This window comes from Stenotrophomonas sp. YJH_SMC_135 (assembly GCF_059372355.1).
Map to the genome: position 1 here is coordinate 1 of NZ_JCAFVN010000011.1, position 14,141 is coordinate 14,141.

Genomic DNA, 14,141 nt, shown 5'->3' on the forward strand with positions numbered 1-14,141 from the left:
CGGCCAGCGGCCGGCGCTACCGGATAGCCAAGGCCTCGGGCCATTCGGCGTTCGAGGCCGACAACGTGGACGCGCTGGTGCGCGCCACCGATGGCTTCGCCTGATCGGTAGTGCCGGCCGCTGGCCGGCAACGCCTTGCCGGGTCGTTTCGCCGCCGCCCGATGTGGCTCGCCGGCCAGCGGCCGGCGCTACCGGATAGCCAAGGCCTCGGGCCATTCGGCGTTCGAGGCCGACAACGTGGACGCGCTGGTGCGCGCCACCGATGGCTTCGACTGATCGGTAGTGCCGGCCGCTGGCCGGCAATGCCTCACCGGTCCGTTTCGCCGCCGCCCGATGTGGCTCGCCGGCCAGCGGCCGGCACTACCGGATACCCAAGGCCTCGGGCCATTCGGCGTTCGAAGCCGAGAACGTGGACGCGCTGGTGCGCGCCACCGATAGCTTCGCCTGATCGGTAGTGCCGGCCGCTGGCCGGCAATGCCTTGCCGGTCCGTTTCGCCGCCGGCCGATGTGGCTCGCCGGCCAGCGGCCGGCGCTACCGGATACCCAAGGGTTCTGACCCCGCCGAAACCTTCATCCACGCATGGCGTGGATTTACCAATCCCCGGCCAGCAACGCGTCGGCCAGCACCTGCAGCTTCGGCGAGTGCTGGCGCGACGGTGGGTAGATCAGCGACAGCGCGCGGCTGCGGCCTTCAAGCGGCTGCAGCACGCGTTGCAGGCGGCCGTCAGCGAGCGCGTCGGCCACGGCGAAATCCATCACCTGCACGATGCCGATACCGGCGATGGCCGCTTCCACCAGCGGATCGCCGCTGTCGAACACCATCCGCGTCGGTGGCGTGAACTCGCGCAGTTGGCCCTCCTGCAGGAACTGCCAGTCCACCAGCCGGCCACTGCGCAGGTTGCGCACCGCCAGGCACGCGTGGTCCCGCAGCGCGGCCACATCGTCCGGTGCGCCACAGCGGGCCAGATACGCGGGGCTGGCCACCGTCACCCAGCGCAGCGGACGCAGCGGGCGCGCGACGATGCGCTGGTCGGCGATGACGCCGGTGCGCAGGGCGGCATCGAAACCTTCCTCGACCAGATCGACCAGACGGTCACTGAGCACGGCCTCCACCTGCAGTTGCGGGTGCTGTTGCAGCAACGGCGCCAGCAGCGGTACCAGCACCTTGCGCCCGAACATCGAGGGCGCGCTGATCTTCAGGGTGCCCGCGGGCGTGCAGGGACGGTCGGCCAACTGGCGTTCGGCATCCTCCAGGCCACACAGCAGCGGTGCCACCTGATCGACGAACTGGCGGCCATCCGGGGTCAGCGCCACGTTGCGGGTGTTCCGCTGCAGCAGCTTCACCCCCAGCGTGGCCTCCAGCCGGCCGATCGCGCGCGACAGGCCGGACTGGCTCAGGCCCAGCTGCCCGGCGGCGACGGTGAAACTGCGGGCTTCGGCTACCTGCACCAGCATGCGCACTGCATTGAGGTCCATCGAGGTTCCATTCATGATGAAAATCATGACAGATATGGCTGGCAGGGGGTTTATTGATTCGGTCGCATCAATGAGACTGCGCTCCCCCACCGCACCAGACCGCCGATGCCTCCCCTCAAGTACCCGCGCTGGGCGCTGACCCTGCTGGCCACTGCCCAGCTGATCATCGCCCTGGATGCCACCATCATCTTCGTCGCCCTGCACGACATGGGCCGCGCGCTGCAGATCAACGCGCAGCAGCTGCAATGGGTAGTCAGTGCCTACACCGTGGCGTTCGGCGGCAGCCTGCTGCTGGGCGGGCGCGCCGCCGACCTGATCGGCCGCCGCCGCTTCTACCGGCTGGGCATGCTGCTGTTCGCGCTGGCGTCGCTGTTCGGCGCGCTGGCGCCGAATGCCACCCTGTTGATCATCGCGCGCGCGGCGCAGGGCATCGGTGCCGCGTTGCTGTTCCCGGCCACGCTGGCGCTGATCAACACGTTGTATGCGGAAGGCCCGGTGCGCAACCGCGCACTGGCGATCTGGAGCATGGCCAGTGCGGTCGGCCTGGCGCTGGGCACGCTGCTCGGTGGCGTGCTGACCCAGGCGTTCGGCTGGCCGGCGGTGCTGGCGGTGATCGTTCCGCTGGCCACCGCCTGTGCAGTCGCGGCCGGCGCGTGGTTGCCGGCCGATGGCCCGCGTGTGCAGGGCCGTTCCTTCGATCTGGCCGGTTGCCTCACCGTCACCGCCGGCGGCAGCCTGCTGGTCACCACCCTGGTGCAAGGGCCGGAGTGGGGCTGGACGGCCCGCGCCACGCTCATCTGCCTGCTGCTTTCAGCCCTACTGTTGACGGTGTTCGTACAGATCGAAAAGCGCAGCCGTGACCCGCTGATGCAGTTTGCGCTGCTGCGCCTGCCCGGCCTGCGCGCGGCACTCGGCCTGACCTTCGCCTTCATGAGCAGCTATGGCGTGCAGTACTACTTCCTGGCGCTCTACTTCCAGGATGGTTACGGCTGGAGCCCGCTGCAGGCCGGCATGGCCTTCCTGCTGCCGACCGTGGTGTGCACCTTCGGCATCCGCATTGCCGAACGCATGCTGCGGCGCCGTTCGCCACGGCAGGTGCTGGCCTGGGGCTTCGCGGCCGGTGCCATCGGCATCACTGCGGTGGCGCTGGCGATGCCGCATGGCGCCGGTTACTGGCCGCTGCTGCCGGGCATCGTGGTGCTCAGCGTGGGCCAGGGCATGAGCTGGACGGTGATGTGGATCGTGGCCGGGCAGGGCGTGCCGGGGCCGCAGCAGGGTGTGGCGTCCGGCATGGCCGCCACCGCACAGCAGATCGGCGGCGCGTTGGGACTGGCGGTACTGGTGATGGTGGCCAACGCCGCGCGTGGCACGCAGGAGGCAACCAGTCCTGATGCGCTGCAGGGCATGGTCAATGCGCAGTACGGCGCCGCGCTGTTCGCCGCGCTCGGCGTGGCCATCGCGCTGGGCCTGCGCCCGGCGCCGGTCGAATCGGCTGCTGCCGTCTGCCCGGTCAACGAGGCATGATTGAAGGCGCTGCCGTAGGTGGATGTGCCACGCCTGCGGTGGTGCCGGCCGCTGGCCGGCAACCTCGGGGTGGTTGGATCATTGAGGTTGCCGGCCAGCGGCCGGCACTACCGATCCGGGATGGGTCCAAGAGCGTTCAACCGAACGCCAGCAACTGTGGCTGCAAGGCGCTGAGGATCCGCGCCAGCCGCTCCGCCCACGCCTGCTGCCCGGCGGCATCGGCGATCAGGTCCTGGCGGATCTCCAGTTCCACGTGCACCAGGCCGCGCCCTTCGCCGTGCACCGGTACCGCGTAGTCGCTGGTGCTGCTGACCGAATACGGTTCGTTGTCACCCACCACCAGGTCGCCTTCATCGCGCAGTGCCTGCAGCAGGGCATGCGCAAAGCGCGTGTCCTGGTGGTACAGCACGCCGGCGTGCCACGGCCGCTGCGTGCCGTTCATCACTGGCGTGAAGCTGTGCATCATCACCAGCAGGGTGGGGCGGCCGGCATCGCGGCGTGCATCCAGTTCCGCGTCGATGCGCGCATGGTAGGGCGCGTGGATCGCATCGATGCGCTGCTGCCGCTGTGCAGCCGACAGCCTGGCATTGCCCGGGACCACGGTGTGGTCGCTCACTTCCGGAATCAGCGTCGGCGAGGCCAGTGGGCGGTTGCAGTCGATCAGCAGCCGCGAATAGGTCTGTTCGATCGCCCATGCATCCAGCCGTTCGGCCAGTGCGCGGGTGGTGCCGGCGATGCCGATGTCCCAGCCGATATGGCGGTCCAGCTCGGCCTGGGCCAGGCCGAGCCCGGTCAGCGCGCGTGGCACCTGCTGGCCGGCGTGATCGGCCAGCAGCAGGTACGGCGAGGCGCCCTGCGGCCGGTGGAGGGTATAGATCGCCGGGTCGTCGGCGCCCAGCAGCGCCGGCAGTACGTGCAGATCGGCGTCAGCCACGCGGGCGCCCGTCCAGGTGGTGCTCGATCATCCACAGGCCCGCCCACAGCTTGGCATCCAGCTCATAGCCTTCGCCCATCTTCTGCACCAGCCAGGCCGCCGCCTGCGCGCGCGGAATCTCGTGCACGGTGATGTCTTCGCTGTCATCGCCGCCACCGTCGCCGATCCGGCGCAGGCCGGTGGCGCGTACGAAGGCGATCTTCTCGCTGCTGGCGCCGGAGGACGTCGGGCCGATCATCAGCACTTCGGCGTGATCGGCGGTCCAGCCGGTTTCTTCTTCCAGCTCGCGCACGGCCGAGACTTCGATCGATTCGCCGGCGTGGATGTCGCCGACCAGGCCGGCCGGCATCTCGATGGTGGGGGCCTGCAGCGGCACGCGGAACTGTTCGACGAACAGCACCTTGTCCTCCGGGGTCACCGCGATGATGATCGCGGCCAGGCCACCGGCATGGGTACGTTCGCTGTATTCCCAGGTGCCGCGTACCAGCATGCGCTGGTACTTGCCTTCATAGACGACACGCGGGGCTTCGGTGTTGCGCTGGCTCATGCGGGCTCGCTGTGGGTGGGAAGAATATCGGGTACGCCGGCGGCATCGAACAGCCGGCGGCGGGTCATCGGGCCGAAGCGCAGGGTCTGGCACAGGCCGCCGAGCAGCTCGGGGTCGGCGGTCTGGCGCAGCAGGCCGGGTTGGCTGCCTTCCAGCGGCGCGTCCAGCGCGATGGTGGTCAGCTGGCGCCAGAGCAGGGCGTGCTCGCGCTGCTCGCGCAGGCGCACCGCCATCTGGGCGGCACCGCGCAGGCGCAGGAACGGCACTTCGTCCAGGCGTTCGTACAGCGCATCCAAGCTGCCGAAATGGGCCAGCAGCACGGCGGCGGACTTGCTGCCGACACCACTGACACCGGGAATGTTGTCCACCGCATCGCCGCACAGCGCCAGGTAATCGGCAATCTGGTGCGCATGCACGCCGTGCCGTGCCTTCACGCCGGCCACGTCCCAGCGCTGGTTGCGGGCGTAGTCCCACTGTTCGTCGTGATCCAGCAGCAGCTGCGACAGGTCCTTGTCGGCGGAGATGATCACCCCGCGATGGCTGCCGCGGTGCACGTGCAGTGCGCTGCCGATCAGGTCGTCGGCTTCGTAGTCGTGGTGGGCGAGGATGGCAAGGCCCAACGCCGCGCACAGCGCCTTGCAGTGCACGAACTGGCGCTTGAGCGCTTCCGGTGCCGGATCACGGTTGGCCTTGTAGGCCGGATACAGGCGGTGGCGGAAGCCGCTGTCGAGCGCTTCGTCGAAGGCAATGGCGATGTGCCGCGGGCGCTCGCGCTCCAGCAGGTCCAGCAGGAAGCGGGCGAAGCCGTGCACAGCATTGGTCGGCCAGCCCTGCGCGTCCTGGAACTGGTCCGGCAGCGAGTGCCAGGCGCGGAACACGTAGATGCTGGCATCGACCAGGTACAGCGACGGCGGCGGTGCCGGCAGGGTCATGCCGGCGGCGTCCAGTCCTGCAGCAGGGTCGCTGGGTCGGGGCGCTCGCGCTCGGGCACGTCGGCCTTGGCGGTGCCGATGTGGATGAAGCCGGCGATGCGTTCACCCTCGACCAGGCCCAGGTGGGCCTGCACGACAGGATCGAAGGCCATCCAGGCCGTCAGCCACTGTGCGCCGAAGCCAAGCGCCTGCGCGGCCTGCAGCAGGGCGAAGCAGACGCAGCCGGCGGTCATCAGCTGTTCCTGTTCTGGCACCTTCGGGTCCGGGCGTGGGCTGGCGACCACCACGATCACCAGCGGGGCGTGGCTGAAACGCTGGCGGTCCTTCTCGAACACGGCCTCGCCGGCATGCGGGTCGCGCTGGCGGCTGCGCTTGGCCAGGAAGTCGCCCAGAGTGTGACGTGCATCGCCGGCGATCTTCAGGAAGCGGAACGGCACGCGCTTGCCGTGGTCGGGCACGCGCACGGCCGACGCCAGCATCCGCTGCAGGGTGGCCGGGTCCGGGCCGGGCTCGCCCAGTTGCCGCGAAGGCACTGAGCGGCGGGCATCCAGGGCGAGCAGGGCAGCGGGGTCGGGCATGGAGTCTGAACCGGTCATCACGGGTGTTTGATTATAGTCGGGGTGGTCAATGACGCCGTCTGTGTCGCGTCCGGCCCCTGAATACCAAACTGTGATGAACATCATGCCACTGGCGGGAAACGGACAGCCGCTTCCCCTCGCCTCGTGGGCCTTGCACGGCTTACGATACCCCTCTTGCCGGGCCGCCGGTCATGAGGTTTGAAGTGAGGACTGTTTCACTGTCCGTGACGGGCTGGCCGGCCTACCATCGACGTTCCGGTACATGGGGTGTGCCGGTCGTCGCGATGTCCATGCTGTCTGTCGTACCAGAGAAGGTGGGGAGCCTTCCCGAATGATGAGCGTGCCCACACCGATGGGATCGCCGGGCCGTGACCCGGCCCAGCTCCAGCTTGCCCGGGACATGGTCCTGCCCGCGCTGTGCCAGGCCTTCGGGGCCGCGCTGGCGCGTTTCGACGATGCCCTGTTCGACCGCGCCGGCAATGCCGGCTCGTCGCAGTTGCTGTTCCTGGACGCGATGCGCGAACTGCGCCGCCGCCGTGAGGAGATCGCTGCCGCCTTCGCCGGCCACCTGCAGCAGGCGTGGGCCGCATTGGCGGCCGGTGAGCCGCTGTCGGCCGAGGCGACCCTGTCGGGGCCGGCCGAGGATGGCCTGAGCCTGCTGGCCGAACACGTACTGGAATCGCGGTTGGCGGTGCGCAATTTCGCCACTGTATTGCTGCGTGACTTCAAGCCGGTGCTGGCGCGGCTGGACCGCCGCCTGGGCCGGTTGATCGGCGGCGTGGAACTGGACGCCGACCACAATCCCATCAGCCCCGAACATCTGGGCGTGGCCATCCACGAGGCCTTTGCCGGCTGCGAACTGGCCCCGGAAGTGCATCTGGTGCTGATCAAGCTGTGCGAGCGCGACCTGCGTGCACCGGTCGGCCGCATCTACGAGAAGCTGGACGAGCAGCTGGCCGCAGCCGGCGTGATGTCGCAGATGGGGGCTCCGCAGCGCCCACAACCGCCGGCACCGGATCCGCGCATGACCGGGATGCTGGATGACCTGGTCGAGCATCGCCACGGCGCGGGCGTCGATCCGGGGTTCAGCGATGACGAGCAGGCCGCACCGGCTTGGGCGCAGCGCTTTGCCGCCCGCTGGTCCGAGCGCCGCGGGCATATGCAGCAGCACCTGGGCGGCGATGATGGCGCCGCCGGCGAGGCCTACGCCGGCCAGCAAGGCATGCTGCTGGAAGCGTTGCACGAACTGCTGCAGCAGACCCGCCATGTGCGTGAGGACGCCACGTCTGCGGCACAGGTGGCGGTCGGCCAGCAGCGCCCGCTCAGCCAGCGCGAAATGATGTCGGTGCTGTCGCTGCTGCAGGCCACGCCGAGCGCGACGCTGCGTGCAGCCATCGGCGAGGACGGCGAATCGCTGGCGCAGCGGCTGAAGAGCGAAGTGCTGTCCAGCGCCACCCAGCTCGGCGTCGATCCGGGCCAGACCCGGCTGGACCCGCAGGATGAAGATGCCATCGACCTGGTCGGCATGCTGTTCGACGTGATGCTGGACGAGCGTGAACTGGAAGGCCGCTCGCGCGAACTGATCGGCCGCCTGGTCGTGCCTTTCGTCAAGGTCGCCATGCTCGACCGCCGCATGTTCGTGCAGAAGACCCATCCGGCGCGCAAGCTGCTCAATTCGCTGGCCGAAGCCTGCGAGGGCAACACCGGCGAAAGCCAGGCCGAGCGCATGCTGATGGCCAAGGTCGAGGAGATCATCGAGCGCCTGGTGGCCGAGTTCAACGAGAACCTGGCGATCTTCCTGACCCTGGAAGAAGAATTCCGCGAGTTCCTGGTGCAGCATCGCCGCCGCGTGGAAATCGCCGAGCGTCGCGCCGCAGAAACGCAGCGCGGCCAGGAAAAGCTGGAAATGGCCCGCACCCGGGCCGGTGCGGAACTGGATCGTCGCATCGGTGATGCCACCCTTCCGCCGGCCATTGCCGAGTTCCTGCGCCAGCCCTGGCAGCACCACCTGACCCTGGCGCTGCTGCGCGAGGGCGAAGAAGGCGCGTCGGTGGCCGAGGCACTGAGCCTCGGCGACGGCCTGCTGGAGGAAGTTGCCGAGGCACGCCGGCAGATTGTCGGCAAGCCATGGCTGCAGGCCTGGCAGCCGGTGCTGGCCAAGGTGTTTGCCAGCGTCGGTGTGCACGGCGATGCGGCTACCGGCGCGATCGACGCCCTGCACGACACGTTGCAGGGCATCGCCGAGTCGCGGCCGGAACTGCAGCGCGCGCTGCCCGAGCTGCCGCAGGTCGCGCTGCCGGCACCGCCGGTGGCCGAATCGCCAGCGGTGGAACTCAGCGGGCAGATCGATGCCGACGATTTCGACAACGCCGATGCCGACCGCTTCCGACGCATGGAAATCGGCAACTGGTTGGACTTCGTCGACAAGGACGGCAAGGTCCAGGCGGGCAAGCTGTCCTGGGTCAGCCCGATTTCCTCGCGCCTGCTGTTCGTCAACCGTCGCGGCGTGCGCTTCTGCGTGGCCTCGCCAGAAGAGCTGGCGGTGATGGTGCGGCTCGGCCGCCTGCGTGCCCACGTTGACGATGGCGCCTTCGACAGCGCCATGCAGGGCGTGATCGACCGCCTCGACCCGGGCAGCACCACCCTGCACTGAGTGCTGGCTGCCTGCTAGGATCGGGAAAACTCACCGATCAGCGGGGACCTGCATGGCCGTGGCGTTGCTGGGGATCAAGGAGACCGCGCCGGGTGAACGGCGCGTGGCGTTGACACCGGAAACCGCGCGCAAGCTCGGTGCCCTCGGCATTACGGTCTGGTACGAGGCCGGCGCCGGGCTGGCCGCCGGCTTCACCGATGCCGCCTATGACGACGCCGGCGCACGTGTCTTCGACGCGGGCCGCTGGGCCGAGATCGATATCCTGCTGTGCGTGCAGGCACCTCCTGCGACGGTGCTGGAGCAGCTCAGGCCCGGTGCCAGCGTGGTTGGCCTGCTGGCACCGGCCAACGATCCGGCGCTGGCCGCGCTGGCGGCCGATGATCGCCTGCAGCTGTTCCCGCTGCAGCAGCTGCCGCGCACCACCCGCGCGCAGGCGATGGATGTACTCAGTTCGCAGGCCGGAATGGCCGGCTACAAGGCCGCGCTGATTGCCGCCGAACGCGCGCCGCGCTTCTTCCCGATGCTGACCACCGCCGCTGGCACCGTGCGGCCGGCCAAGGTGCTGGTGATCGGTGCCGGCGTGGCGGGCCTGCAGGCCATCGCCACCGCGCGGCGCCTCGGTGCACAGGTGGAAGGTTTCGATGTGCGCCCGGAAACCCGCGAGCAGATCCAGTCACTGGGTGCGCGCTTCCTCGACCTCGGGGTGAGCGCGGCGGGCGAGGGCGGCTATGCGCGGGCGCTGACCGATGACGAGCGCGCCGAGCAGCAGCTTCGGCTGGCCGACCACCTGCGCGGCGTGGACGTGGTGATCTGCACGGCTGCCGTACCCGGTCGGCCGGCGCCGACCATCGTGACCGCCGCGATGGTGGAGGGCATGGCCACCGGCAGTGTCATTGTCGATCTGGCGGCCGAGAGCGGCGGCAACTGTGCACTGACCCAGCCGGGGCACTGCATCGAACACCAGGGCGTGACCATCGATGGTCCGCTGGGCCTGGCCAGTCGCGGCGCGACCCAGGCCAGTGAGATGTATGCGCGCAACCTGCTCAACTTCGTTGCGCTGTTCGTGCGCGAGGGGCGGCTCGGTTTCGACTGGGACGACGAGCTGCTGGCAAAGACGCGCTGGCAGGCATGAATGACGTGGGGTCAGATCCCTTTGCCTCTGGCAAAGGGATCTGACCCCGATCTCCCGCAATCTGCCAGGGGTCGGATCCCTTTGCGTCAGCAAAGGGCTCTGACCCCGTTCCCCGGGGCCTTACCGCGGCTTCGCCGGCGGCGGGTTGTCGCGCACCCAGTCCCGGCGCTGCTCCGGCGTCATCTGCGACCAGCGCTCGCGCAGCGCGTCGCGCTGTGCCGGCGGCATGTTGCGCATCTGCCCGAACAGGGCGCGCGCCTGCTCGCGCTGTTCCGGGCTCATGTGCTCGAAGCGGCGCAGGCCGCGGCGGGCCTTGTCGCGCTCCTCCGGGCTCATCGATTGCCAGCGCTGGCCGTGCGAGAGCATGCGCTGGCGCTGGCCGGCATCAGCGCTGTTCCAACGGTCGCGCAGCGGCGCCAGAAGGGACTCTCGCTGGGATTCGCTCAATTGCTCCCACGCAGGCAATGGCGCGACCGGTGCGGCAGGGGCGGGCGTGGCGTTCTGCGCCAGCGCCGGAACGGCCGGCAGCAGCGCCAGGGTCAACAGCAGTGGCAGGTCAAGCAGTCGGGACATGATTTACTCCATCGCCAGGTCGGTATCGCCCAGCCACAGGTACAGATCGGGATTCTCGTCGTAGAGCGCGCCGTTGTCTTCCACTGAAGCAAGCACGGGGTCCGGCGGCGGACCCGCAAGCGTGCCATGGCCGGTGAACTGCAGGCCGATGCCCAGTGCAACCACCAGTGAGCAGGCGCTGGCCAGCCACCAGCGCCAGCGCCCACGATGGGGGGTGGCCGTGGCGCCGTGGCGAGCTTGGCGCAGCCGGGCCAGCGTTGCCGGCGACAGCGCCTGCAGCGACTGCGCGTGCAGGCGGCGCAGGGTGTCATCGGAAGGCAGGGAGCGGTTCACGGGTGGGTCTCCAGGTAGTCCTGCAGCGCCTGCCGGGCGCGTGCCAGATGGGTTTTTACCGCGCCTTCGCTGCAGCCCATGGCGCGGGCGGTGGTGGCCCCGTCCAGGTCCTGCAGCACGCGCAGGGTGAAGGCCTCGCGCTGGCGGGCGGGCAGGGTGCGCAACGCGTCCACCAGCTGCTGGTACTGCTGGCGCTGCTCATGTGCCTTTGCCGGGTCCGGGCCGGGATCGGCCCAGTCGATCTCGCCGCCTTCCGCGTCCTGGTTGTCGCGCCAGAACGGCAGGCGGAAGCGGCGCCGGCGCTGCAGGTCGATCACCCGGCGGCGCAGGATGCTCCAGAACAGCGGCGCCCATTCGGCGGCCGGCTTGTCGGTGTAATCCAGCATGCGCAGCAGCGCGTCCTGCACCGCATCCATGGCGTCTTCGCGCTGGCGCAGGCCGGCCTCGGCGAAGCGGAACGCACGCGGGCCGACGCTGGCCAGGAATGCCTCCAGCGATGCCGGCAGGGCATCGGTCTCGGCGCTCGGGGGGGCGGGGCTGCTCACCAGCACAGGGTACGGTTCCTCGCTCGGGGTCACCATCGACAACGCGTGAGCGGCGCTCCGGTTGACGCCGGGTGCGCGCCGGGTTCAGCCCATGGTTATGATGGGCCGACGAAGACAGAGCAGGAGCGTTGCCGGTGAGTGACGGGTTCGTAGCGCTGTACATCTTCATGCTGGCGGCCATCGCCGGCCACGTGATCATTTCGCGGGTGCCGGTGATCCTGCATACCCCGCTGATGTCGGGCTCCAACTTCATCCACGGCATCGTGCTGATCGGCGCGATGGTGGTACTGGGGCATGCGCAGACGCCGCTGGAGAAGGCACTAGGCTTCCTGGCCGTGGTGCTCGGTGCCGGCAATGCCGCCGGTGGCTACGTGGTCACCGCGCGCATGCTGGAAATGTTCAAGCCGAGCGCGCCCAGGGGCGGCAAGGACGAACCGAAGGAGCCGCAGGCTTGAACATCAGCACCGTCGAACTGCTCGACTGGCTGGTCAAGGCCAGCTACCTGGTCGCCGCCACGCTGTTCCTGCTCGGCCTGCAGCGCATGGCCTCGCCGCTGACCGCACGCAGCGGCATCCGCTGGGCCGGGCTGGGCATGCTGCTGGCCACCGCGGCCACCTTCTTCCTGCCCGAACTGCACAACGTGCCGTTGATCCTGGTGGCACTGCTGCTGGGTGCGGGCCTGGCCTGGTGGTCGGCCGGCAAGGTTGCCATCACCGACATGCCGCAGATGGTGGCGCTGTACAACGGCATGGGTGGTGGCTCGGCGGCGGCGATCGGTGCGGTGGAACTGCTGCGCTATGCCTTCCTGGCCCACCGCGATACCAGCCACTGGAGCGCGCAGGCGCTGGCCGACCTGGCCGCGCGCCAGCCGTCCGGCACGATGCTGCTGCTGGCGGTGGTCGGCGCGGCGATCGGCGCGGTGTCGCTGTCCGGCTCGGTGATCGCGTGGGCCAAGCTGGATGGACGCCTGGACAAGCGCGTGACCTGGCCCGGCCAGCAGGTGATGAACCTGCTGGTGGCGCTGGCGGTGGTGGTGCTGGCGATCATCGCGGCCAGTACGCTCAGTGCCTGGGCGATCGTTGCCTTCTTCGTGCTGGCACTGGCGCTGGGCGTGCTGATGACGCTGCCGATCGGCGGTGCCGACATGCCGGTGGTGATCTCGCTGTACAACGCGTTCACCGGCCTGGCAGTGTCGTTCGAAGGTTATGTGCTGGGCAACGAGGCGCTGATCATCGCCGGCATGATGGTCGGCGCGGCCGGCATCCTGCTGACCCGGCTGATGGCCAAGGCGATGAACCGGCCGATCCGCAACGTGCTGTTCTCCAACTTCGGCGGCGGTGCTGGTGGCGAAGCGCAGGCGATCAGCGGCGCGCAGAAGCCGATCGAAGCCCCGGATGTCGCGGCGATGATGGCCTACGCCGAACGCGTGGTGATCGTGCCTGGATACGGCATGGCCGTGGCCCAGGCGCAGCACAAGATCTGGGAACTGGCGCAGCGGCTGGGCCAGCGCGGGGTGAAGGTGAAGTTCGCCATCCACCCGGTCGCCGGGCGCATGCCCGGGCACATGAACGTACTGCTGGCCGAAGCGGGCGTGCCCTACGACCTGATCGCCGACATGGATGACATCAATCCGGAGTTCACCAACACCGACGTGGTACTGGTGATCGGTGCCAACGACGTGGTCAATCCGGTCGCGCGTACTGATCCGGCCAGCCCGATCTACGGCATGCCGGTGCTGGACGTGGTCAACGCGCGCAACGTGGTGGTGATCAAGCGCGGCAAGGGCACCGGCTTCGCCGGTATCGAGAATGCGCTGTTCTACGCTGACAATACCCGCATGCTCTATGGCGACGGCGCCGAAGCGGCCGCCTCGCTGGTGAGCGAGCTGAAGGCGCTCGACGGCGGGCATTGAAGACCGGGGTCGGATCCCTTTCCGCAGGACAGGGCTCTGGCCCCTTTGCCGGCCAGCGGCCGGCACTACCGGATCCGCGCGTGGTGGTTGCACCTGGTAGGTGCGGACCTGGGGCCGCACGCTTTTGCCGGCCAGCGGCCGGCACTACCGGATCCGCGCGTGGTGGTTGCATCTGGTAGGTGCGGACCTGGGGCCGCACGCTTTTGCCGGCCAGCGGCCGGCACTACCCTCCATCGGCGCGTGGCGGCTGCATCTGGTAGGTGCGGACCTGGGGCCGCGCGCTTTTGCCGGCCAGCGGCCGGCACTACCGGATCCGCGCGTGGCGGTTGCATCTGGTAGGTGCGGACCTTGGTCCGCACGCTTTTGCCGGCCAGCGGCCGGCACTACCCCCCATCCGCGCGTGATGGTTGCCTCTGGTAGGTGCGGACCTTGGTCCGCGCGCTTTTGCCGGCCAGCGGCCGGCACTACCGGATCCGCGCGTGGCGGCTGCCTCTGGTAGGTGCGGACCCTGGTCCGCACGCTTTTGCCGGCCAGCGTCCGGCATTAACCCCATCCGCGCGTGGCGTGGATCTACGCGCTCAGCGCGCCAGCCAGGCGCCGACGACCACGGCCACGGCCAGCCACAGCCATTCCATCGCGCCATTGGCCAGGTTGATCAGGGTCCAGGCCAGGTGCGGGCCCATCCGCGTGGTGGCGTCCCACAGGTCCAGACCGATCGAGCCGCCCATCCAGGCGCTGGCGATGGCCCAGTTGGCCACGGCGGCCACCAGCAGGGTGCCGAGCACGACCAGGGCGATGCGCAACCGGCCCGGGCCCAGTGTGCCCAGGCGCAGCATGAACACCAGTTCCAGGGCGGACACTACCGCCATCCAGCCGACCTGCCGGCCGGTCATCAGCGCCAGGACCATCCAGGCGAGGGGAGCAACAAGCAGACCCAGCAACAGCATGAGGGACCAGAGCCAGGTGACGGTCCTGGCACGCGTGGCAATGGAGGACATCGAA

General features: G+C 69.3%; 15 protein-coding genes. 6 read left to right on the forward strand and 9 right to left on the reverse strand.

The window, feature by feature from the left end:
* Positions 1-135 precede the first annotated feature (135 nt).
* Complete coding sequence (locus AC5P98_RS21190; protein ID WP_154583308.1) at positions 136-276, forward strand: hypothetical protein; 141 nt, start codon at positions 136-138, stop codon at positions 274-276.
* Positions 277-591: 315 nt separating this feature from the next.
* Here the strand turns inward: AC5P98_RS21190 and AC5P98_RS21195 are convergent, their stop codons facing one another.
* Positions 592-1,476, reverse strand: coding sequence for a LysR family transcriptional regulator (locus AC5P98_RS21195; RefSeq protein ID WP_049408496.1), 885 nt, complete (start codon positions 1,474-1,476; stop codon positions 592-594).
* A gap of 105 nt (positions 1,477-1,581) precedes the next feature.
* On the opposite strand from AC5P98_RS21195, the gene AC5P98_RS21200 reads away from it, so the two are divergent.
* Positions 1,582-3,000 carry an MFS transporter gene (locus AC5P98_RS21200; protein WP_049408494.1) on the forward strand — a complete coding sequence of 473 codons (1,419 nt, stop codon included), beginning with the start codon at positions 1,582-1,584 and terminating at the stop codon, positions 2,998-3,000.
* Between the two features lie 136 nt (positions 3,001-3,136).
* Here AC5P98_RS21200 and AC5P98_RS21205 read toward each other — a convergent pair whose 3' ends face one another.
* The 4 genes from AC5P98_RS21205 to AC5P98_RS21220 are packed head-to-tail and all read right to left on the reverse strand — an operon-like array spanning position 3,137 to position 5,991.
* A complete protein-coding gene (locus AC5P98_RS21205) occupies positions 3,137-3,934 on the reverse strand; it encodes an N-formylglutamate amidohydrolase (protein WP_495230207.1) in 798 nt (265 codons plus the stop codon).
* On the reverse strand, positions 3,927-4,481 hold the full coding sequence (locus AC5P98_RS21210; RefSeq protein WP_049408489.1) for an NUDIX hydrolase: 555 nt from the start codon (positions 4,479-4,481) through the stop codon (positions 3,927-3,929). Before AC5P98_RS21210 ends, AC5P98_RS21205 begins: the two co-directional genes overlap by 8 nt.
* Entirely contained in the window at positions 4,478-5,413 is a 936-nt protein-coding gene (locus AC5P98_RS21215) for a 5'-3' exonuclease (protein WP_049408486.1), read from the reverse strand. Before AC5P98_RS21215 ends, AC5P98_RS21210 begins: the two co-directional genes overlap by 4 nt.
* Positions 5,410-5,991 carry a nitroreductase family protein gene (locus AC5P98_RS21220; RefSeq protein WP_014646012.1) on the reverse strand — a complete coding sequence of 194 codons (582 nt, stop codon included), beginning with the start codon at positions 5,989-5,991 and terminating at the stop codon, positions 5,410-5,412. The genes AC5P98_RS21215 and AC5P98_RS21220 overlap by 4 nt, the downstream gene beginning before the upstream one ends.
* Before the next feature lie 331 nt (positions 5,992-6,322).
* On the opposite strand from AC5P98_RS21220, the gene pacR reads away from it, so the two are divergent.
* Positions 6,323-8,644, forward strand: a complete 2,322-nt coding sequence (pacR, locus tag AC5P98_RS21225) for a PacR family protein (protein WP_041863077.1) — start codon at positions 6,323-6,325, stop codon at positions 8,642-8,644.
* Positions 8,645-8,696: 52 nt separating this feature from the next.
* On the forward strand, positions 8,697-9,776 hold the full coding sequence (locus AC5P98_RS21230) for an NAD(P) transhydrogenase subunit alpha (protein WP_049408483.1): 1,080 nt from the start codon (positions 8,697-8,699) through the stop codon (positions 9,774-9,776).
* 120 nt (positions 9,777-9,896) lie between these two features.
* Here the strand turns inward: AC5P98_RS21230 and AC5P98_RS21235 are convergent, their stop codons facing one another.
* From AC5P98_RS21235 to AC5P98_RS21245, 3 genes are read right to left on the reverse strand one after another with little or no spacing between them, the layout of a single operon-like run.
* A complete protein-coding gene (locus AC5P98_RS21235; protein ID WP_049408481.1) occupies positions 9,897-10,349 on the reverse strand; it encodes a DUF3106 domain-containing protein in 453 nt (150 codons plus the stop codon).
* 3 nt (positions 10,350-10,352) lie between these two features.
* Positions 10,353-10,682 carry a membrane protein gene (locus tag AC5P98_RS21240; RefSeq protein WP_049408479.1) on the reverse strand — a complete coding sequence of 110 codons (330 nt, stop codon included), beginning with the start codon at positions 10,680-10,682 and terminating at the stop codon, positions 10,353-10,355.
* Positions 10,679-11,263, reverse strand: a complete 585-nt coding sequence (locus AC5P98_RS21245) for an RNA polymerase sigma factor (RefSeq protein WP_080354563.1) — start codon at positions 11,261-11,263, stop codon at positions 10,679-10,681. The genes AC5P98_RS21240 and AC5P98_RS21245 overlap by 4 nt, the downstream gene beginning before the upstream one ends.
* Positions 11,264-11,361: 98 nt before the next feature.
* On the opposite strand from AC5P98_RS21245, the gene AC5P98_RS21250 reads away from it, so the two are divergent.
* Positions 11,362-11,682, forward strand: coding sequence for an NAD(P) transhydrogenase subunit alpha part 2 (locus AC5P98_RS21250; RefSeq protein WP_014646018.1), 321 nt, complete (start codon positions 11,362-11,364; stop codon positions 11,680-11,682).
* Complete coding sequence (locus AC5P98_RS21255) at positions 11,679-13,139, forward strand: NAD(P)(+) transhydrogenase (Re/Si-specific) subunit beta (protein WP_032956961.1); 1,461 nt, start codon at positions 11,679-11,681, stop codon at positions 13,137-13,139. The genes AC5P98_RS21250 and AC5P98_RS21255 overlap by 4 nt, the downstream gene beginning before the upstream one ends.
* A gap of 578 nt (positions 13,140-13,717) precedes the next feature.
* Here AC5P98_RS21255 and AC5P98_RS21260 read toward each other — a convergent pair.
* Positions 13,718-14,137: a hypothetical protein gene (locus tag AC5P98_RS21260; protein WP_046429036.1), complete on the reverse strand. Its 420-nt coding sequence runs from the start codon at positions 14,135-14,137 to the stop codon at positions 13,718-13,720.
* Positions 14,138-14,141 lie beyond the last annotated feature (4 nt).